Raw genomic sequence first — 20446 nt, 5'->3', positions numbered from 1 at the left:
TGTTGCCGTATCCCATACTCCATCAGGTGCGGATCTTGCCGCGCAGTGCTTTGGTTGCGCCTTTGCGAACTTTGCCTTCTAACCGGCGTAATTTCGCCCCTTTGCTGGGCTTGGTCGCTTTACGTGTTTTTTCGACTACCAGCGCCTGAGCGATCAGCGCCGCCAGACGCGCTAGTGCCGCCTCGCGGTTGAGCTCCTGGCTGCGGTATTCCTGCGCCTTGATAATGACCACGCCTTCGTCCGTCACCAAATGGTGCTTCAGCGCCAATAGCCTTTGTTTGTAATACTCTGGCAGGCTAGAGGCCCGGATGTCAAAGCGCAAATGGATAGCCGTTGAGGTTTTATTCACATGCTGCCCACCGGCTCCCTGGGCGCGAATTGCCGTAAGGACTATCTCCGAATCCGGTATAACCACGTTTTTTGATAAAACCAACACCCATTACACCTGCGGCCGTTGCCATTCGGCAAATTGAATTTCCAGACTATTCTGAGCATCGGACAGCCAGATCATCCCTTCTTGCAGCGTGGCTTGCAGCACCATATTACGGTTTGCCAATGCGGCAAGCCGGGCTAGCTGGGCGTCGTCCAGAAAACGTATATGCAAATTTTTGTGATTGGCCGCTTTTGCCTGCATGCCCTGCCACCACACCTGGCCGGCGCGCTCGCCATAGGCATATAACACCACCTGCGCCGATTGATTACAGGCTTTTCGCAGGCGTTTTTCATCCGGCAGCCCCAGCTCAACCCATAACTCCAGGCCGTTATGATCGTTACGCTGCCAGATTTCCGGCTCATCGGCAGTGCTCAACCCCTTGGTGAACACCAGGCGCTCATTGGCATGGCAGATCCAGGCCAACAGGCGCAGCATCATACGCTGCTCGGTTTCTGAAGGATGCTGCGCCAGCGTAAGCGCGGCGTCATAGTAAAAATGGCGATCCATATCCGCGATATTGACCGTGGCTTTGTAAATAGTTGCTTTTAGCGCCATGAGAAACCTCGTAATTATCAGGCGATAGTGTACTTGATTTCCCTCGCCGGCGCAGTGAAAGCTCGGCGCAACGGCCCCGAAGGGGCGAGGCCCAGGGATGGGCCGAGTAACCAAGTCAACGCACCTGCAACTTGAAGTATGACGAGTATAGCTGTGCTATAGTCGTCTAAGTCAGGTTGGTAGCGCCAAGATCCTGCGCTTCATCACGATAATGCTTCCCGATGATGCAGAGGCTCTTGTGGGAGGAAACTGTGCAACAATACTGTGAGTTAGTACGCCGTTTTTACGCTGGGATAGGCAGTGGAGATCTCGGTTACGTGCCCGATGCACTAACATGTGTATTGAAGGCATTGGACGATGTTGCCGCAAATGAGGCACTTCCGTCCTCCGTTAGGGAACAGGCGGCTTTTGCCGCCGCTAACTTATTGGTGAGCGACTATGTTGATGAATGATGAGTATCAACCCATCAATTGTGATGACTACGACAACCTGGAACTCGCCTGTCAGCATAAACTTGTACTGAAGCTGGCGTTACGCGACGGCGAAGAGATCGAGGCCAAGGCCCTTGATTTGCTGCAAAAAAAACGTGTTGAATACCTGACCATTGAACTCAATGGCGAGCAACGCGATCTGCGCCTGGATTATATCCACAGCTTTAGCCACCCGGAAATCGGCACCGTCGTCGTGAGTTTGTCCGACTGAACAGCGCTGGCACTACAACCACGCAGGGCAGCCATTGGCTGCCCTGCTTTGTTTCGGCGGCGGCTCAGGGTTTCAGGCTGGCATAGTAGGCAGCCAGATCGGCAATGTCATCATCAGACAGGCCGGAAACATAGGCCCGCATCACTTCGGCCTGCCCGCCGGAACGCTCCCCTTTCTTATACGCCTGCAGCGCTGCCCCCAGATACAGGGCATTCTGGCCGGCAAGGTTCGGGTACATCGGCACGCTGGCCTTTCCCTGCATACCGTGGCAGGCCATACAGCTTGCCGCTTTCGTCTTGCCCACGGCGGCATCCCCCGCCGCCATCGCCGGCAGGCTCAGAAAGCCAACGGCCAACAACATGGCGCTCACCCATTTCATCATTGCTCCTTGGTATTTTCTTCTTCTTTATCCCAGCGCAAACGCCACGGCTGCTCATCTGGCGGCACGCCCCCGGCTTCAGTCACGAAGACGCCAAGCGCGGCGATCAGCCGGGCATCATAATAGATCAGCGGCGTACGCTCACGCAGCCAGGGCGGAACGCCCAGCTCCTGCCACAGCTTTTTGATCGGCCGGGAATGCGCTCGCCCGATAATACGGTGCTTGCCCGCTGCGCTAAAACGCACGCTCACCTGCTCCCCTGGCTGCGGCGCACGCAGCAGGATATCCCCTTCCCCACTGACCAGCGTGCCCAGGCCATCCGGCAGCGGCAACCGCGGCTGCCACGGCAGGCACAGCGCATGCAGATCGGCCATTTGCGGCAGCAGATACAAGTGCTGGCGATAGCGGCGTATTTGATACTGGCCCAGTTGCAACTGTGGCACGGCATCCGGCCGGGCCATCGCCACTTCATCCCACAGCCGCTGAAGTTGCTCCCGCGCCGGCATGGTCACGCCAAAGCGGGCTATCCAGCGGCGCAGCAGGGCAAAGCGGCGCACGGGTGAGCAGGCCACCAGCCCCGCGATGGCCAGCGAACCGTCATTTGCCAGCAATGCGTGTAGCTCTTCCGCCAGCAGTTCATCCAGCAATTGCTCCTGCTCGGCGCACAGGCTGGCGCTGCGGGCGCTGGCTGCGGCAAAGTGCGGCCATCGCTGCTGCAACAACGGCAACACCTGCAGGCGCAGGAAATTGCGATCGAAACGCGCATCCTGATTGCTGTCATCCTCAATCCAGCACAGTGAGTGCTGCCGGGCATAGGCTTCCAACTGCACGCGGGAAAAATCCAGCAGCGGGCGCAGCAACGGCTTCCCACTCAGTTGGCTTTGCGCCGCCATGGCGGAAAGCCCGGCCGGGCCGCTGCCACGCTTTAGCGCCAGCAAAAAGGTTTCACACTGGTCATCAAGATGCTGCGCGGTCAGCAGCGTTTCGCCGCCGGCCAGCGCCTCTGCCAGCGCGGCGTAGCGCGCATTACGGGCGGCGGCTTCGATACCGCCGTGCTGGCTGTCAACCTGCACATGCTGCACTTGCAGCGGCACCTGCCATTCCAGGCACTGCTGCCGGCAATGCGCTACCCACTGGTCGGCAAAACGGCTCAGCCCATGGTGCACGTGCACCGCGCGCACCTGCAGTTCAGGGCGCTGCCGGCGCAGTTGCGCCAGCAGGTGCAGCAGCACGCTGGAATCCAGCCCGCCGCTGAACGCCATCAGCAGCTTGCTGTGCCCGGCCAACCGTTGAGCAACCTGTTCGGCTAAACGTTCGCTATCCATCGTGGGGTTTATCACCGTTGTTCATACAGCTCCAGCGGCAGCCCGTCCGGATCGCTAAAGAAAGTGAAACGGGCCTGGGTGTAAGGATCCACACGCACCGGTTCGCAGGCAACGCCCGCCTGCTGCAGGTCCGCCACCGCCAGTTCGATATCGGCGACGCTGAAGGCCAAATGGCGCAGGCCACAGGCCTCGGGGCGGCTCACGCGCGCCGGCGGCGAAGGGAAGGAAAACAGTTCCAGGGTATACTCGCCATTGAGCGCCAAATCGGCTTTCCACGAATCACGCTCGGCGCGGTAAACCTCCGCCTGCAGCGTGAAGCCAAGAATGTCGCAATAAAAATGCTTGCTGGCCGCGTAGTCAGAAGCAATAACCGCGATGTGATGGAGCTTGCGTAATGCCAACATTGAACACCCTCTTTCAGGATAACTACCGCTATTGTTCCACTTCAGGCTGCGGCGCTTTCAGCACCTTGACCAGGTAGCGCCCGTCTTCCGTCAGCCTGGTGCCGTGGATATCGGTTTCAAAGCCGGGATAGTGTTCCCCGATGGAACACAGCATCAGCAGGAAATCAAGCACCGCCCGGCTCTCTTCAGTGATCATTTCCCCCGGCATCACCAGTGGAACGCCCGGCGGATAAGGCAGGATCATATTCGCCGCCACCTTGCCGATCAACTGGCCGATCTCGCAGGTTTCGACATTGCCGCGCACCTGCTGCTGGAACATTTGGTGCGGGGTCATTTTCATTTCCGGCAGCACATCGAAGGCGCGTTGCATCAGGCGCGGCAGATCGTGCTGGCGGATCAAATTATGGATCCCGGCCGCCAGATCCTGAATACGCATCGTGCGGTAGAAATCCGGATCTTCCGCATACAGATCCGGCAGCATGTTCCTCACCCGCAGATTGAGATCATAAGAACGTTTGAAGTCGGTCAGGCCACGCAGCAAACTCATCGACTTGGTTTTATCAATGCCAATGCTGAACAGGAACAGCAGGTTGTACGGCCCGGTTTTCTCAACCACGATCCCGCGCTCATCAAGGTATTTCGCCACCAACGCGGCGGGGATGCCGTCATCCGCCAGCCCGCCCTCTTCACTCATGCCCGGCGTGAGAATGGTCACCTTGATCGGATCAAGATACATATGATCGCGATCCGTCTGCCCAAAGCCGTGCCAGTTATCATCCGGGTTCAACGGCCAGCATTGCGCTTCACCGATCTCATCCGGCTGCCAAATATCAAAAAACCAGCTGTCGCTTTCTTCACGCAGGCGCTGTATCTCATGCCGGAAGTGCAGCGCGCGCTCCAGCGAGCGATAAATCATGCGCCGGCCAGGGTTGCCACGCAGCATCGCCGCGGCGGTCTCCATGGACGCCACAATGCCGTAATGCGGCGAGGTGGTGGTATGCATCATATAGGCTTCATTGAAGGTATCTTCATCATATTCACCTTTGATATGAATCATCGATGCCTGTGAGAATGCCGCCAGCAGCTTATGCGTTGATTGGGTTTCATAGATCACTTTGCCGGGAACGCGCTCGCCGCTCATACCGCTTTTGCCATCATACATCGGGTGAAAATTGGTATAGGGCACCCAGGCGGAGTCAAAGTGGATCGAAGGCACATCCAGCGTGTGTTTGATGTAATCGGTGTTGTACAGCAGGCCGTCATAGGTGGAGTTGGTGATCACCGCGTGCACCGGCCAACTGGCGCCGGCGGTTTCCGCCACCCGCTTGGCTATGCTGTCGCGCGTGAATTCACGCTGCGGGATCCCCCCGAGAATGCCATAGGCATTACGCAACGGGCGCAGGTAAATCGGCACGATATCGGTCATCATCATTAAATGGCACAGGGACTTGTGGCAGTTACGATCGATTAATACCGTGCTGCCCGCCGGCGCCGAATACATGCCGACAATCTTATTGGCCGTCGAAGTGCCGTTGGTCACCATATAGCTTTGCTCGGCATTGAAGGTGCGGGCGATATACTCTTCCGCCTCAAGATGCGGGCCGGTGTGATCCAGCAACGAGCCCAGCTCGGTGACAGAGATAGAAACGTCCGCCTTCATGGTGTTGGCGCCGAAAAAATCATAAAACAGGCTGCCCACCGGGCTTTTCTGAAACGCGGTGCCGGCCATATGCCCCGGCGTGCAGAAGGTATACTTCCCCTCCTTCACATAGTTGAACAACGCCTTGGTCAGCGGCGGCGTGATGGTATCCACATATTCGTCGGTGTACTGGCGAATACGTTGCGCGATATCGCCCGCTGCGTGCAGATCGTACTCGAAGAAATACAGCACCATACGCATTTCATGCAGGCTGACGTCGAAGGTGGAGTGGGTATTAATGAACGCATACAGCGGCAGGTATTCGTTCAGTTCGTTAATTTCGCTGCATAGCTCCAGGCTGTATTCATCCCAGTCAAACACCACGCCGCAGATACGCGCATTGTGTTCAATAAGCTTGAGCAGATCGCTGCTGCTCTTCGGGTATACCAACTGAAACCCCATGGCGGCCAGCGCCTGGTGAAGTTCGCGGATGGGTTCATCTTTGTAGTACACGCCCATTGGGCTCATGATGGCGATGATGTTCATCGTGCGACTCCTGTCAGTTAACGGTCTTTATAACAACATGATTTACCGCCGTTGTGTACCCCGGGCGCCAGGGCAGCCAGCGCGCTGCGGATAAAAAAATGCCAGTCAGCTTAACTGACTGGCATTTTTCACAACTGCGGCCTGGAGAAACGCCAGGATCAGCAGTAACCGTAGCTCATCAGGCGCTGATAGCGGCGGTTGAGCAACTCTTCGGTGTTCAACCCGTCAAGATCGGTCAGATCGGCCAGCAGCTGGGCTTTCAACGCTGCCGACATCGCCGGCACGTCGCGATGCGCGCCGCCCAGCGGTTCCGGGATCACCGAGTCAATCAGCTTCAGCTCTTTCAGGCGCGGCGCGGTGATGCCCATGGCTTCCGCGGCCAACGGTGCTTTATCGGCGCTTTTCCACAGGATCGAGGCGCAGCCCTCCGGCGAGATCACCGAGTAAGTGCTGTATTGCAACATGTTCACTTTATCGCCAACGCCGATCGCCAGCGCGCCGCCGGAACCGCCTTCGCCGATAACGGTGCAAATCACCGGAACGTTCAGCCGGGACATTTCGCGCAGGTTGCGGGCGATAGCCTCTGACTGGCCGCGTTCTTCCGCGCCCACACCCGGGTAAGCCCCCGGCGTATCAATGAAGGTGATGATCGGCATATTGAAACGGGAAGCCATTTCCATCAGGCGCAGGGCCTTACGGTAGCCTTCCGGTGCCGGCATGCCGAAGTTGCGACGGATTTTCTCTTTGGTTTCACGCCCTTTCTGATGACCAATGATCATCACCGGGCGACCATCCAGCCGCGCAATACCGCCAACGATCGCTTTGTCATCGGCATAGGCGCGATCGCCCGCCAGCTGTTCGAAGTCGGTAAAGATGTGTTTGATATAATCCAGGGTATAAGGACGGCGCGGGTGGCGTGCCAATTGGGCAACCTGCCAGGCACCAAGATCAGAAAAAATCTTGCGCGTCAGTTCAACGCTTTTTTCGCGCAGACGCAGAACCTCTTCGTCCAGATTAATATCCAATTTTTCGTCTTGACGACTGACTGCAGTCAGCGAATCAATTTTCGCTTCCAGCTCTGCAATCGGCTGTTCAAAATCAAGAAAATTCAGACTCATAGCATTCCTATTTTAGTCAAATTCCAGGTCCACCTGCTCATTACCTACCAAAGTCCGCAAATCTATCAACAAGCGGTCAGTGGGCGTTACACGCCATGCGGCCCCAAAACGCAGCCTTGCGCGCGCATCTTCCCGTTGATAGTAGAGATGCACTGGAATCGTCCCCGAGCGATGGGGTTCCAACGACTGACGGAGACGGGTCAAAAGCTGGTCATCAATTTGCCTGTCCGTCAGCGAGATAGCAAGCCCGCGAGCGTATTTTTCACGGGCTTCACTGATATCCATTAGCTCGCGGGCCATCATTTTAAGCCCACCGCTAAAGTCATCAAAGCTGACCTGTCCACTGGCGATCAGGATACGGTCTTTTTCCAACAAATGCTGGTATTTTTCCAATGCCTCGGTGAATAACATCACCTCCAGGCGCCCGGAACGGTCATCCAGCGTACAAATCCCAATGCGGTTGCCACGCTTGGTGATCATCACCCTGGCGGCAACCACCAGCCCGGCGGCGGTGATCATTTTTCCGCGCTCGGTTGGGTGCATATCTTTCAGGCGCTGGCCGCCGGCGTAACGTTCGATTTCCTTCAGGTACTGCGTGATCGGGTGGCCGGTCAAATACAGCCCCAGGGTCTCACGCTCGCCGTCCAGCACCACCTGCTCCGGCCACGGTGCTACGCTGGCGTAGGATTGTTCCACCTGCTCCGGCGCATCCGCCAGCACGCCAAACATATCCACCTGGCCGATCGCTTCGGCCTTGGCGTGCTGATCGGCCGCTTTCAGCGCATCGCCCAGCGCATTCATCAGCGCGGCGCGGTGCGGCCCCAGCCGATCAAACGCCCCGGACATGATCAGTTTTTCCAGCACCCGGCGATTGAGCTTTTTAATATCAACGCGGGCGCACAGATCGAACAGGTCTTTGAAATACCCCTGTTCGCCACTGTTACGCGCTTCGATAATAGCTTCAATCGGGCCTTCGCCAACGCCTTTAATGGCGCCAATGCCGTAGACGATTTCCCCGTCATCGTTAACGTGGAAATGATACAGGCCGCTGTTGATGTCCGGCGGCAGGATTTTCAGCCCCATACGCCAGCACTCATCCACCAGGCCAACCACCTTATCGGTGTTGTCCATATCGGCGGTCATTACCGCGGCCATAAACTCGGCCGGATAGTGCGCCTTCAGCCACAGCGTCTGATAGGAAACCAGTGCATAGGCCGCGGAGTGGGATTTGTTAAAGCCGTAGCCGGCAAACTTTTCCACCAAATCGAAGATTTTCATCGACAGCTCGCCGTCGATGCCCTGGCTCTTGGCGCCGGCTTCAAACACCGAGCGCTGTTTCGCCATCTCTTCCGGTTTTTTCTTACCCATGGCGCGGCGCAACATATCTGCGCCGCCCAGCGTATAGCCCGCCAGAACCTGGGCTATCTGCATGACCTGTTCCTGATACAGGATGATGCCGTAGGTCGGTTCCAGTACCGGCTTCAGCGATTCATGCTGCCACTGAATATCCGGGTAAGATAATTCTTCGCGCCCGTGCTTACGGTCGATAAAGTTATCCACCATGCCGGACTGCAAAGGCCCTGGGCGGAACAGGGCCACCAGCGCGATCATATCTTCGAAGCAGTCGGGCTTCAGGCGCTTGATCAAATCTTTCATGCCGCGCGATTCAAGCTGGAATACCGCCGTGGTTTCCGAACGCTGCAACATGTCGAAGCTTTTCTTGTCCTCAAGCGGGATGGCGGCAATGTCTATCGGCTCTTGCCCGGCCTTGGCCCGCCGGGCGTTGATCATCTCCAGCGCCCAGTCGATGATGGTCAGCGTGCGCAGGCCCAGGAAGTCGAACTTCACCAGGCCGGCATACTCAACGTCGTTTTTATCAAACTGGGTAACCGGATGGTTCCCTTCGGCATCGCAATACAGCGGCGCAAAATCGGTGATTTTGGTGGGTGCGATCACCACCCCACCGGCGTGCTTACCGGCGTTACGCGTCACCCCTTCCAGCTTGCGCGCCATGTCGATCAGCGCCTTGACCTCTTCGTCCGCTTCGTAGATTTCCGGCAGTTGCGGTTCGGCGGCAAAGGCTTTTTCCAGCGTCATGCCCGGATCGGGCGGCACCAGCTTGGAAATACGATCGACAAAACCATACGGGTGCCCCAATACGCGGCCGACGTCGCGGATAACCGCTTTCGCCGCCATGGTACCGAAGGTGATGATTTGCGAAACCGCATCGCGGCCGTACATGTCCGCTACGTGGTCAATGACCCGATCGCGTTTTTCCATGCAGAAATCGACGTCGAAGTCAGGCATCGAGACACGTTCCGGGTTCAGGAAACGTTCGAACAGCAGATCGAATTCCAGCGGATCAAGATCGGTGATTTTCAGCGAGTAAGCCACCAATGAGCCCGCGCCGGAGCCGCGCCCCGGCCCAACCGGCACGTCATTGTCCTTGGACCACTGGATAAACTCCATCACGATCAGGAAGTAGCCGGGGAAGCCCATCTGGTTGATAACCTGCAGTTCGATCTCCAACCGCTCATCGTATTCCGGCCGGCGCTTGGCGCGTTCTTCCGGCTCCGGGAACAGGAATTCCAGGCGTTCTTCCAGGCCCTGTTTGGCCTTGGCAACCAGGAAATCTTCGGTGGTCATCTCACCGGTTGGGAACTGCGGCAGGAAGTACTCGCCCAGACGAATGGTCACGTTGCAGCGCTTGGCGATCTCAACACTGTTTAGCAGCGCTTCCGGAATGTCGGCAAACAGCTCGCACATTTCATCTTCGCTGCGCATATATTGCTGTGCGCTATAGTTACGCGGGCGTTTTGGATCGTCGAGGGTAAAACCGTCATGGATCGCCACGCGGATTTCGTGGGCGTCAAAATCGTCGGCCACCAGGAAGCGCACATCGTTGGTCGCCACCACCGGCAGGCCGCGCTCGGCTGCCAGCGACACCACGGCGTGCAGGTAGTTTTCTTCATCCTGCCGGCCGGTACGAATCAGCTCCAAATAGTAGCTGTCCGGGAAATATTCCTGATAAAACGCCAGGCATTGATCAACCACCGCCTGATTGCCGCGCAGGATAAACTTGCCCACGTCCCCCATCCGGCCGCCAGACAGCAGGATCAGGCCGTTGCGGTGTTCAATCAACCAATCGCGATCGATAGTCGGGCCTTCGCCGCCGTAACCGCGCTGATAGGCGCGCGAAATCAACAGCGTCAGGTTCTGATAACCTTCATTATTGGCCGCCAACACCGTCAGTTGCGCCAACTCATCGCCCAGGGCTTCGCTTTGCACATGGAAATCGGCGCCGATAATCGGTTTGATCCCGGCACCATGCGCGCTGCCATAAAACTTGACCAGGCCGCACAGGTTGGTGAAATCGGTAATGGCCAGAGCAGGCATGGCTAACGCGGCGGCTCGTTTCACCAATGGCCCGACTTTAGCCAGCCCATCGATCATGGAATAGTCGCTATGAACACGCAGATGAATAAAACGGGGTTCGGCCATATCCAGATACCAGAAACGAATGAGTGAATAACCTGCGTATTATGCCGCAGCGCGGGGCCCAGGTGTAGGGGGCATTACAATGCCAGAACTCTGCGCACCGGAGCAAAACTGCGGCGATGGTGTTCCGTCGCGCCCAGCTGCGCCAATTTCTCCAGGTGGAAAGCCGTCGGGTAGCCCTTGTGCTGGGCAAAACCGTAGGCGGGAAAGACCTTGTCCAGCTCGGCCATTTCACGATCGCGGGTGACCTTGGCAAGAATAGAAGCGGCGCTGATTTCCGCCACCCGGCTATCGCCTTTCACCACCGCCAGGGCCGCCATCGGCAAGGCGGGACAACGGTTGCCGTCAATCAGCACGTAGTCCGGTATCACAGATAAACCGGCTACCGCCCGCTGCATGGCCAGCATGGTGGCATGCAGAATATTCAACTGGTCGATCTCCTGCGGCTCGGCGCGCCCCAGGCTCCAGGCCAAGGCTTTATCGGTGATTTCGTCATACAGCGCCAGCCGCCGTTTTTCACTTAGCTTTTTTGAGTCCGCCAGCCCAACGATCGGCCGAGCCGGATCGAGGATCACCGCAGCCGTTACCACCGCGCCCACCAAGGGGCCGCGGCCAACTTCATCCACGCCGGCGATTAACCGGGCCGTCGCAGGGTAAATAAAGGGATCTATCATGATTTTGCCAGCTCCAAGACGGCCTGAGCAGCCTGTTGGTCGGCACCGCAGCGAATGCGCTGGTGCAACTCAAGAAAAGTCTGTTTCAAACGCGCAGATTCGGGGCTGTCTTCCAGCAACGGCAGCAGCGCCGCCGCCAGCTTGGCCGGCACGCAGTCGTGCTGCAGCAGCTCGGTAACCAGCTCGCGCCCGGCCAGCAGGTTGGGCAATGAAACATAAGGGGTTTTCACCAGCCGCTCGGCCAGCCAGAAGGTCAATGGCTGCATGCGATAGCCCACGACCATCGGGCATTTAGCCAGCATGCATTCCAGCGCCGCCGTGCCGGACGCCAACAACGCCGCATCGCTGGCGATCATCGCTTCACGCCCTTTGCCATCCAACAGATGGGCCGGCAAATCGGGCGCTACCTCGGCCTTGATGCGCTCAAACTGCGCACGGCGCTTGGCGTTGACCAGCGGCACCACCACTTCCAGATCCGGATAGTGGCTGCGCAACTGCAGCGCAGTTTTCAGAAAATCGGCGCTCAGCATTTCCACTTCAGCGTTACGGCTGCCCGGCAGCAGCGCCAGGCAACGCGCATCGGGCGCAATGCCCAGCACCGCGCGGGCGGCCAGCCGATCCGGCTGCAGCGGCATGGCATCGGCCATAGTGTGGCCGATAAAGCGGCAGGGAACATTGAAACGATCGTAAAACGCTTTTTCAAAAGGGAGAAACGCCAATACTAGGTTAGTCGCTTTACCGATTTTGAAAACACGCTTTTGGCGCCATGCCCAAACGGAGGGGCTGACGTAATGAATGGTGCGGATGCCGTGCTGCTTCAAACGGCCTTCCAGGGTGATATTGAAGTCCGGAGCGTCGATACCGACAAACACATCCGGCTTCAACTCGCTGAACCGGCGGGTAAGATCGCGGCGGATCTTTAACAAGCGTGGCAAACGTTCAAGCACTTCCACCACGCCCATTACCGCCAGCTCTTCCATCTCGTACCAGGCTTCACACCCTTCGGCCTGCATCAGCGGGCCGGCGACGCCGACAAAACGCGCGCCAGGGCACTGCGCCTTGAGCGCGCGGATTAATCCGGCGCCCAGGATATCGCCGGAGGTTTCCCCGGCAACCAAGCCGATAGTCAATGGACGATTAGGCATAACTCAGCGAATGATGCCGCGGGTGGAACGGCTAAAGAAATCAAGATATTGCTGCACTACCGGCTGTTGCTTCGCCAGTTCAGCAAGTTCTGCTTTAGCTTCATCCAGCGTCTTTTCGCTGCGGTAGATGATCTTGTAGGCATTACGGATCGCCTGCATTTCATCCTTATCAAAACCACGGCGTTTAAGGCCGACGGCGTTGATGCCGAAAGGCGTCGCATGGTTGCCCTGTGCGATGACAAAAGGAGGTACGTCTTGCGCAACGCCGGAACAGCCGCCAACCATCACATGGGCGCCAATGATGCAGAACTGGTGGATTGCCGTCATGCCGCCAATGATGGCGTGATCGTCAATTTCCACATGGCCTGCCAGCGTCGCGTTGTTGGCGAGGATACACGAATCGCCCACCACGCAGTCATGAGCGACATGCACGTTGACCATCAGCAGGTTACCGCTGCCGACTTTGGTCACACCGTGAGCTTGTACCGTCCCACGATGAATGGTGACGCTTTCGCGTATGCTGTTGCGATCGCCGATTTCCACACGCGTGGGCTCGCCCGCGTATTTCAGATCCTGGTTTACCTCACCAATGGAAGCAAACTGGTAGATCTGGTTTTCGCGGCCGATACGGGTAATACCGTTCACCACGACATGGGATTTCAGCACCGTACCTTCGCCGATTTCCACCTGGGAGCCGACGTAGCAGAAGGGACCGATATGCGCGCCAGCGCCGATCACGGCGCCCTCTTCAACAATCGCGCTTGGGTGGATAAAGGCGGTTTTGTCTGTCACAGATTAAGCCTCCCGGCTACGGGCACACATCATGGTTGCTTCACAAGCAATTTTACCGTCGACGGTTGTGACCCCTTTAAAGCGCGTCAGACCACGACGAGTTTTTTCGAAGGTGACTTCCATGATCATCTGATCCCCTGGCACAACGGGGCGCTTGAATCGCGCTTCGTCAATCCCGGCGAAGTAGTACAGCTCGCCTGGCTCCAGTTTACCGACGCTTTTGAATGCCAGAATGCCGGTGGCCTGCGCCATCGCTTCCAGGATCAATACGCCCGGGAAAATCGGTTTACCAGGAAAATGCCCCTGGAAAAACGGTTCGTTTACGGAAACATTCTTCACAGCACGCAGATATTTATGTTCTTCGAACTCCAGTACACGGTCAACCAATAGGAACGGATAACGATGAGGAAGCAGTTCCAAAATCTCTGCAATATCTAGAGTATGAGTGTCAGTAGTCAAAATACTCTTCCTGTCTAAAAAAACTTATGATATCAACAACACGGCCTGCATTTATCCCCAAAAGAGGGAGTCAGGCAGGCCGCAAATTAACAACGCAATACGCTTGGGGAACCTGTTCAATCGGCGTTATTATCGCAGACAGTGTAGGCTTGGCGAGCACGGAAAAACCGGGAACGCACGCAAGGTACGCAAATTTTATCCGTATCGCTCACCAGATTGAGTGTTAACAAGGCTGCCAGATGCCAGCATGTATCAACTCGGCCCCTGTCCAAATGGCTGGTAAATGGCCTGTTTGAACCGGTTCCTGGCCTCGCGGCCAACGCATTCGTTTTACCCAGAATGACGGGCGGTAGTGACTAGTCTTTTCCGACTTTTCGTTCGACAGCTTTTAAGCGCTTGCTAATCTCATCGATATTCATCACCAACGCGGCGGTTTTACGCCAAACTTTGTTGGGTTGGAGCGGGATCCCCGAAGAGTATACCCCAGGTTCGGTGATTGGTCGCATAACCATTCCCATCCCGGTCACCACAACCTGATCGGCAATCTCCATATGACCATTGATCACACTGGCGCCGCCGATTTGGCAGTAACGACCGATTTTCAGGCTGCCCGCCATGATCACACCGCCGGCAACGGCAGTATTCTCACCAATCACCACGTTGTGTGCAATCTGACACTGGTTGTCGATGATAACACCATTCCCAATCACGGTGTTATCCAGCGCGCCGCGGTCGATGGTGGTACAGGCGCCGATTTCCACGCGATCGCCAATAATCACTGTCCCCAACTGCGGGATTTTGACCCAGTTGCCGCGTTCATTGGCATAGCCAAAACCATCGGCGCCGATCACCGTACCGGACTGGATCAGGCAACGCTGGCCAATTTCAACTTCATGATAAACGGTAACATTCGCCCACAGGCGGGACCCAGCGCCAATACGCGCGCGTTGCCCAACAAAGCAACCGGGGCCAATAACAACGTTATCACCCAGCACCGCACCCGATTCGATAACCGCATTCGCGCCAACCGCAACGTTTTGCCCCAGTTGGGCATCAGCGGCGATCACCGCGCTGGGCGCGATGTCCTGCGCCGGCGAAGGCGTGGTATCCATCAACTGCGCCATACGCGCATAGGTGAGGTAGGGATTTTTCACTACCAGCGCCGCACATTTGCAGTGCGGTAAATCCGCCTCGGTAAGCACGATAGCGCTCGCCTGGCAGGCCGCCAGCTGTTCTTGATAACGGCTGTTTGACAAAAACGTGATTTGGCCAGCCTGTGCCGAATGCATAGAAGCAATGCCGGTGATGACGATATCGCCATCACCGTGCAATTGTGCATCCAACTGCTGTGCTAAATCAGCCAGTCGAATTGAAGGCATGTCTTATTTAACCTGTTTCAGCACGTCAGCAGTAATATCTTTAGACGTTCCTGCGTAAGCAACGGCGTTGGCGTCGATCACCACGTCATAGCCTTCTTTGCTGGCAACAGATTTCACAGCGTCCTGAATACGGCTCAGGATTTTGTTACGTTCTTCCATCTGGCGGCGACGGTTGTCCTGCTCGAAAGCCTGGGCTTTCTGAGAGAACTGTTCACGCTGCGCCATCACGTCTTTTTCCAGTTTGGTACGTTCGCTGGCTTTCATGGTAGAACCATCGCGCTGCAGCTTCTGCATTTTAGTCTGCAGACTGCGTTCCATGTTCTGGAGTTCGCCCGCGCGGCCTTTGAACTCATTTTCCAATTGCTTAGCCACGGTGTCACGTGCCGGTAATTGCTGGAAAATGCTGGCTACGTTCACTACAGCGATTTTATCTGCAGCCTGAACGCCAGCCGAAGCAGCCATTGCTAAACCGAGGCCTGCGGCACACAACCACTTTTTCACTATAAACTCCTTACCATCACCCATATGTGTCATATGACACTTTGAAGTACACAATTTGCCAGATGCATTCCGCCAGACAATGAGAATTATCCCTCTCTGTCTGGGCAAGGCCCGGCAATGTGATGCTCAGCTACTACTGCTTATACTTTCGTTCTGCAGGTTGCAGAAGGATTTCCTGCAACCTGCCATCATTGGCTACCCTCAGAGAGGAACCGGCCCGTTACCAGGTCTTGCCAATGTTAAACTGGAACTGCTCTGACTTATCGCCATCATATTTCTTGATAGGATCGGCATACGAGAACACCAGCGGCCCCAACGGTGACATCCACTGCAGCGCGATACCGGCAGAAACGCGGATATTGCCCGCCTTGCTGTAATCCGGAATATCATACATCCGCGTCAGATCGGTATTCTGCCACTTGGTGTCCCACACGGTACCGGCGTCGACAAACAGCGAGGTACGCACGGAGTTGGCGTACTTTTCACTGATGAACGGCGTAGGCGTAATCAACTCCATGCTGGCGACCGCCATGGCGTTACCGCCCACGGCATCGTCAGAGTTACAGATCGCGGTGCTGCCGGAACAGCTGTACGAATTGGAATTGTAGTACACCGCTTTCGGCCCGATGGTATTGGACTGGAAGCCGCGCACGGTACTGGAGCCACCGGCATAGAAGTTTTCATAGAACGGCATTTCTTTGCCGCCCAGCCCATCGGCGTAGCCCAAGCGGCCACGGCCCAACAGCACCCAGGTGCGATCTTCGTTGATCGGCACATACTGCACGCTGTCTAACGTCAGCTTGTAGTAGGAGTTGTCAGAACCAGGGATCGTCACCTTACCGTTCAACGTAGTGCGGTTACCGGCGGTTGGGAAGTAGCCACGGTCAAGGTTGTTGTAGGTCCAGCCCAGGTTCAGCGTAAAGTCGTCAGCCTTGTAGCTGGCGCGATCGGTGCTGGTTGGATCCTGGCCCACGGACTCCAGATAACGCCACATGGCGATCTGCGGCTGCATATCCGACAACGAGTTATGCACGTAGCCCAGGCCGGCGCGCAACGAGTTGAACTCGTTGATTGGGAAGCCCAGCGTGCCGTCAAGGCCATAGCTCTTGTTGGTATAGTCCGACAGATCGGCGTCGTACGCTTTAAAGCTGTTGTAGAAGATGCGGCCACCCAGGCTAACACCGTCAACGGTGAAGTACGGGTTGGTTACCGACAGTTCGGAATACGTCTGGTAGTCGTTCTTGGTGCCGCTGATCCCGACCGAGTAGCCGGTACCCAGCCAGTTGTCCTGCTGGACGCCCGCCTGGAAGCTGACGCCGCTTTCCGTGCCGTAACCGATACCGAAGTTCAAAGTACCGGTATTGCGTTCTTTCACCTTATAGGTCACGTCCACCTGATCGGCGGTGCCGGGAACGCGCTGGGTTTCAACATCGACGGTTTCAAAATAGCCCAGGCGGTTCAAACGCTCTTTGCCCTGCTCAACCTGATCGTTGCCCAGCCATGCGCCTTCCATCTGGCGCATTTCGCGGCGCAGCACCGAATCTTTACTGGTGTCGTTGCCTTCGAACTTGATACGGCGCACATAGAAACGGTTGCCGGCATCAACGTTGACGTGCAGCTTGACGGTTTTATCCGCGTCGTTGATTTCCGGCTGGGTCTGTACGCGCGGATAAGCATAACCATAACGGCCGAACATCTTCTTGATGTTGTCTTCCATCTTGGTCACTTTGCTGCCGTTGTACAGCTCGCCCGGCTCGATTTTGGTCAGCTGCGTTACTTCCGCCGAGTGGCCGGCCAGGCTGCCGTTCACCACCACGTCGGACAGTTTGTACTGTTCGCCTTCGGTGATATTGATGGTGATATAGATGCCTTTTTTGTCCGGCGTCAGGCTGACCTGCGTCGAATCAATATTGAAACGCGCATAGCCACGATCCAGATAGAAGCTGCGCAGGACTTCAAGATCCCCGGCCAGTTTCTGTTTCTGGTATTTGCGATCGCCGACAACGTTCCACCACGGCACTTCATCACGCAGTTGGAAGCGGGAAATCAGCTCATCGTTGGTGAAGGCATGATTCCCCACGATATTGATTTGTTGAATCTTGGCGGAGACCCCTTCCGTGAAGACCAGCTTAAGATCGACACGGTTGCGCGGCAGCGGCGTGACCACGGCTTTCACCGAAGCGCTGTACTTACCGACGCTGTAGTAGAAGTCTTCCAGGCCTTTTTCAATGCTGGAAATCGTGGTGCGATCGAGTGCTTCCCCCACCCGGACGCCGGAGGCTTCCAGGTTTTGCTTCAGCATGTCATCTTTCACCGATTTGTTGCCGGAGAAGGTGATGCTGGCAATGGTTGGGCGCTCTTTCACCTGGACAATCAGCGTATTCCCATCACGCAGGACGCGGACGTCCTCGAAGTTGCCCGTGGCAAACAACGCGCGGATGGTATTACTGATATCATCGTCAGTGACGGTATCGCCTACGCGAACCGGCATATTGAGTAACGCCGCACCGACGGCAACCCGTTGCAGGCCTTCGAAATGAATATCTCTCACTACGAACCCGTCTGCACCGTATACGGTGGCGCTGCCAAACAGCAGCGACGCTATGAGCAACTTTTTCATCGCCATCGTTGTTATGCGTTCTTCCTAACCTGTCCCCGCCCCTAAAGGCGAGAAAAATCATTGAAAAGCGCAAGCCCCATCAGCAACACCAGCACGATCGATCCAATGCGGTAGCTGTAGTCCTGCACTCGCTCAGAAACCGGCCCTCCCTTCAGCTTTTCTATCGCCAAGAAGAGAAGATGCCCACCATCTAATACCGGCAAGGGGAACAGGTTGATGATCCCGAGGTTGACGCTAATCAACGCCAGAAACATCATGTAGTACACAAACCCGACCCCGGCTGACGCCCCTGCTCCCTGTGCAATAGAGATAGGGCCGCTTAGGTTATCCAGCTTTACATCACCGGTTATTAATTTGCCCAGCATGCTGACCGTAAGCCGCATCAGTTGCCAGGTTTTGTCCCCGGCCTGATACAGCGCCTGGAACGGCCCATACTGACGAATCGTTTTGTACTCATCCGGCAGCGGCAACACTTTCGGAATTATACCGGCAAATCCCACCACCTTGCCTTTGCCCACCGGCTTTGTATCCGGAATCAGCGTTAAAGACAAGGGGGCGCCGTTTCTTTCAATCTCTAAAGCCAGCGCTTGCCCCGGGCCGTCGTGGATTCGCTTCACCAGCGTTTGCCAACGCCCCAACAGTTGCCCATCGACTTTAACGATCCTGTCCCCGGCTTGCAAACCCGCCTTTTGCGCCGCCGACCCGGCTTGAACTTCCGCCAGTACCGATTCTATCTGTGGACCGCGTGGAATAATACCCAGCGATACCACGGGATCCTGCTGGTCCGGTTCAAAGTGCCAATCGCGCAAATCCAGCGTTTTATGCACCACTTGCGAACTGCCAAACGGCGCGATACCCACTTCGCTTTGCGCATCGCCGATTTTACCGACCAGGGCCAAACGAACAGATTCCCAATCAGGCGTTTCGATACCGTCAACGGACTTTAGTTCCATTCCTGGAGAAATTTGCGCCTGCTCGGCAATGGACTGCGGTGATATTTCACCGATCACTGGGCGGTAGCTGGGCACACCGATGATGAACACCAGCCAGTAGGCAAGAATGGCGAACAGAAAGTTGGCGACGGGCCCGGCACTGACGATCGCCGCACGCTGCCAAACAGTTTTGTTGTTGAAGGCACTATGGCGCCGCTCCGGCGCCACCGTATCGACGCGCTCATCCAACATTTTGACGTAGCCGCCCAGCGGGATCAGCGCAATCACATATTCTGTGCCCTGCCGATCGGTGCGCCGCCATAGCGCGCGGCCAAAACCGATTGAAAAGCGTTCAACATAGACACCGCAGCGGCGAGCCACCCAAAAGTGCCCAAACTCATGCACAGTGATCAACACACCGAGAGCAATAATAAACGCTACCAGGTTCCAGAGCACACTGACCATTCTATCTCCACTTTGCCGCTACTGACGGATTAAAACACTAACAGCATCAGGCAAGCAAATACAGGCACTGCCGCCGTTAGGCTATCGATACGATCCAGTATCCCGCCGTGCCCAGGTATCAGGCTACCGCTGTCTTTGATACCCGCTTCGCGTTTGAACATGCTTTCCGTCAGATCGCCCAGCACCGAAGCCAGCGCGGCGATCACCGAACAGACAAGCAGCGTCACCGGCACCACGCTTAGCGGCGCGTAACGGCCAAACAGCCAGGAAATCACCGCCGAAGTAACCAAACCGCCAATCAACCCTTCCCAGGTCTTGCCTGGCGAAACCTTCGGCGCCAGCTTGTGTTTGCCGAACAGCTTGCCAAACATATAGGCGCCGGAATCCGCGCCCCACACCAACAGCATCACGTACAGCAACCACCAGGCGCCGGTAAACGGGTTTTGGGCATAATCATATTGGCGCAGCGCCAGCATGCCCCAAAAGAACGGCACGATGGTCAGCAGGCCGAAAACCAGCCGCAACGAGCGCGAATTACGCCACACGCCGGCAGAGCCAGGGTAAAACAGCACCAGTAGCAATGCGGCCAGCCACCAGGCCAGCGACAGCCACAGTGAGCCGCCTATCTGCAGCAAATGGACGGAATGTTGATAAGCAGGAATGCTCAGCACCATCAGCGCCAACAGCAGGCCACACAACACGGCCAGCCAAATGCGCTGTGAACGGGAAGAGAAGCCGGCCAGCGGCCCCCACTCCCAAGCGGCCAGCATGCACACAGCGAGCGTAACCAGCGTAAAGCCCAGCGGCGGCAGCAAGAACAGGGCCGCAATAACAACCGGTATTAAAATCAGAGCGGTAATGAGGCGATACTTCAGCAAAA

At 56.6% G+C, this 20446-nt stretch carries 19 protein-coding genes; 2 read left to right on the top strand and 17 right to left on the bottom strand.

Annotated elements, in window-relative coordinates:
- Positions 1 to 22: 22 nt before the first annotated feature.
- Together arfB and ACN28Q_RS17285 are read right to left on the bottom strand one after the other, a co-directional pair.
- A complete protein-coding gene (gene arfB, locus ACN28Q_RS17290) occupies positions 23 to 436 on the bottom strand; it encodes an alternative ribosome rescue aminoacyl-tRNA hydrolase ArfB (protein WP_095847473.1) in 414 nt (137 codons plus the stop codon).
- Between the two features lie 3 nt (positions 437 to 439).
- Complete coding sequence (locus ACN28Q_RS17285; protein ID WP_095847472.1) at positions 440 to 988, bottom strand: YaeQ family protein; 549 nt, start codon at positions 986 to 988, stop codon at positions 440 to 442.
- Positions 989 to 1239: 251 nt separating this feature from the next.
- Here ACN28Q_RS17285 and ACN28Q_RS17280 point away from each other — a divergent pair, with 251 nt between their 5' ends.
- Both ACN28Q_RS17280 and rof read left to right on the top strand, forming a co-directional pair.
- The gene (locus tag ACN28Q_RS17280) at positions 1240 to 1440 is read left to right on the top strand and encodes a YaeP family protein (RefSeq protein WP_095849075.1); all 201 of its coding nucleotides are present in this window, start codon (positions 1240 to 1242) and stop codon (positions 1438 to 1440) included.
- A complete protein-coding gene (gene rof, locus ACN28Q_RS17275; protein WP_095847471.1) occupies positions 1427 to 1690 on the top strand; it encodes a Rho-binding antiterminator in 264 nt (87 codons plus the stop codon). The genes ACN28Q_RS17280 and rof overlap by 14 nt, the downstream gene beginning before the upstream one ends.
- A 64-nt stretch (positions 1691 to 1754) precedes the next feature.
- On the opposite strand, the gene ACN28Q_RS17270 is transcribed toward rof, so the two are convergent.
- From ACN28Q_RS17270 to cdsA, 15 genes are all read right to left on the bottom strand, one after another.
- A complete protein-coding gene (locus ACN28Q_RS17270; RefSeq protein WP_183096690.1) occupies positions 1755 to 2072 on the bottom strand; it encodes a c-type cytochrome in 318 nt (105 codons plus the stop codon).
- Positions 2069 to 3394 (bottom strand): tRNA lysidine(34) synthetase TilS, encoded by a 1326-nt coding sequence (gene tilS / locus ACN28Q_RS17265; protein ID WP_095847469.1) that lies wholly within the window; start codon positions 3392 to 3394, stop codon positions 2069 to 2071. The genes ACN28Q_RS17270 and tilS overlap by 4 nt, the downstream gene beginning before the upstream one ends.
- Before the next feature lie 11 nt (positions 3395 to 3405).
- A complete protein-coding gene (locus tag ACN28Q_RS17260) occupies positions 3406 to 3798 on the bottom strand; it encodes a VOC family protein (RefSeq protein ID WP_095847468.1) in 393 nt (130 codons plus the stop codon).
- Between the two features lie 28 nt (positions 3799 to 3826).
- Positions 3827 to 5983, bottom strand: a complete 2157-nt coding sequence (locus ACN28Q_RS17255; RefSeq protein ID WP_095847467.1) for a lysine decarboxylase LdcC — start codon at positions 5981 to 5983, stop codon at positions 3827 to 3829.
- A 158-nt stretch (positions 5984 to 6141) separates the two neighbouring features.
- The gene (gene accA / locus ACN28Q_RS17250; protein ID WP_095847466.1) at positions 6142 to 7101 is read right to left on the bottom strand and encodes an acetyl-CoA carboxylase carboxyl transferase subunit alpha; all 960 of its coding nucleotides are present in this window, start codon (positions 7099 to 7101) and stop codon (positions 6142 to 6144) included.
- Between the two features lie 12 nt (positions 7102 to 7113).
- Entirely contained in the window at positions 7114 to 10602 is a 3489-nt protein-coding gene (gene dnaE / locus ACN28Q_RS17245; protein WP_095847465.1) for a DNA polymerase III subunit alpha, read from the bottom strand.
- A 74-nt stretch (positions 10603 to 10676) separates the two neighbouring features.
- Positions 10677 to 11273, bottom strand: a complete 597-nt coding sequence (rnhB, locus tag ACN28Q_RS17240) for a ribonuclease HII (RefSeq protein ID WP_095847464.1) — start codon at positions 11271 to 11273, stop codon at positions 10677 to 10679.
- Positions 11270 to 12418 (bottom strand): lipid-A-disaccharide synthase, encoded by a 1149-nt coding sequence (gene lpxB, locus ACN28Q_RS17235; RefSeq protein WP_095847463.1) that lies wholly within the window; start codon positions 12416 to 12418, stop codon positions 11270 to 11272. Before lpxB ends, rnhB begins: the two co-directional genes overlap by 4 nt.
- Positions 12419 to 12421: 3 nt before the next feature.
- On the bottom strand, positions 12422 to 13210 hold the full coding sequence (gene lpxA, locus ACN28Q_RS17230; RefSeq protein ID WP_095847462.1) for an acyl-ACP--UDP-N-acetylglucosamine O-acyltransferase: 789 nt from the start codon (positions 13208 to 13210) through the stop codon (positions 12422 to 12424).
- A gap of 3 nt (positions 13211 to 13213) precedes the next feature.
- Positions 13214 to 13669: a 3-hydroxyacyl-ACP dehydratase FabZ gene (gene fabZ / locus ACN28Q_RS17225; protein ID WP_145957819.1), complete on the bottom strand. Its 456-nt coding sequence runs from the start codon at positions 13667 to 13669 to the stop codon at positions 13214 to 13216.
- Between the two features lie 356 nt (positions 13670 to 14025).
- On the bottom strand, positions 14026 to 15048 hold the full coding sequence (lpxD, locus tag ACN28Q_RS17220; protein ID WP_095847461.1) for a UDP-3-O-(3-hydroxymyristoyl)glucosamine N-acyltransferase: 1023 nt from the start codon (positions 15046 to 15048) through the stop codon (positions 14026 to 14028).
- 3 nt (positions 15049 to 15051) lie between these two features.
- The gene (gene skp / locus ACN28Q_RS17215; protein WP_095847460.1) at positions 15052 to 15549 is read right to left on the bottom strand and encodes a molecular chaperone Skp; all 498 of its coding nucleotides are present in this window, start codon (positions 15547 to 15549) and stop codon (positions 15052 to 15054) included.
- Positions 15550 to 15769: 220 nt separating this feature from the next.
- Positions 15770 to 18175: an outer membrane protein assembly factor BamA gene (bamA, locus tag ACN28Q_RS17210; protein WP_095847459.1), complete on the bottom strand. Its 2406-nt coding sequence runs from the start codon at positions 18173 to 18175 to the stop codon at positions 15770 to 15772.
- A 35-nt stretch (positions 18176 to 18210) separates the two neighbouring features.
- Positions 18211 to 19566 carry a sigma E protease regulator RseP gene (gene rseP / locus ACN28Q_RS17205; RefSeq protein ID WP_095847458.1) on the bottom strand — a complete coding sequence of 452 codons (1356 nt, stop codon included), beginning with the start codon at positions 19564 to 19566 and terminating at the stop codon, positions 18211 to 18213.
- Positions 19567 to 19595: 29 nt separating this feature from the next.
- On the bottom strand, positions 19596 to 20444 hold the full coding sequence (gene cdsA, locus ACN28Q_RS17200; protein ID WP_095847457.1) for a phosphatidate cytidylyltransferase: 849 nt from the start codon (positions 20442 to 20444) through the stop codon (positions 19596 to 19598).
- Between the last annotated feature and the right edge of the window lie 2 nt (positions 20445 to 20446).

It is taken from the genome of Gibbsiella quercinecans (genome assembly GCF_002291425.1).
GTDB classification, from domain to species: Bacteria; Pseudomonadota; Gammaproteobacteria; order Enterobacterales; family Enterobacteriaceae; genus Gibbsiella; species Gibbsiella quercinecans.
Note: the sequence above shows the minus strand (reverse complement) of the source record. Positions and strands in the feature narration are given on the sequence as shown.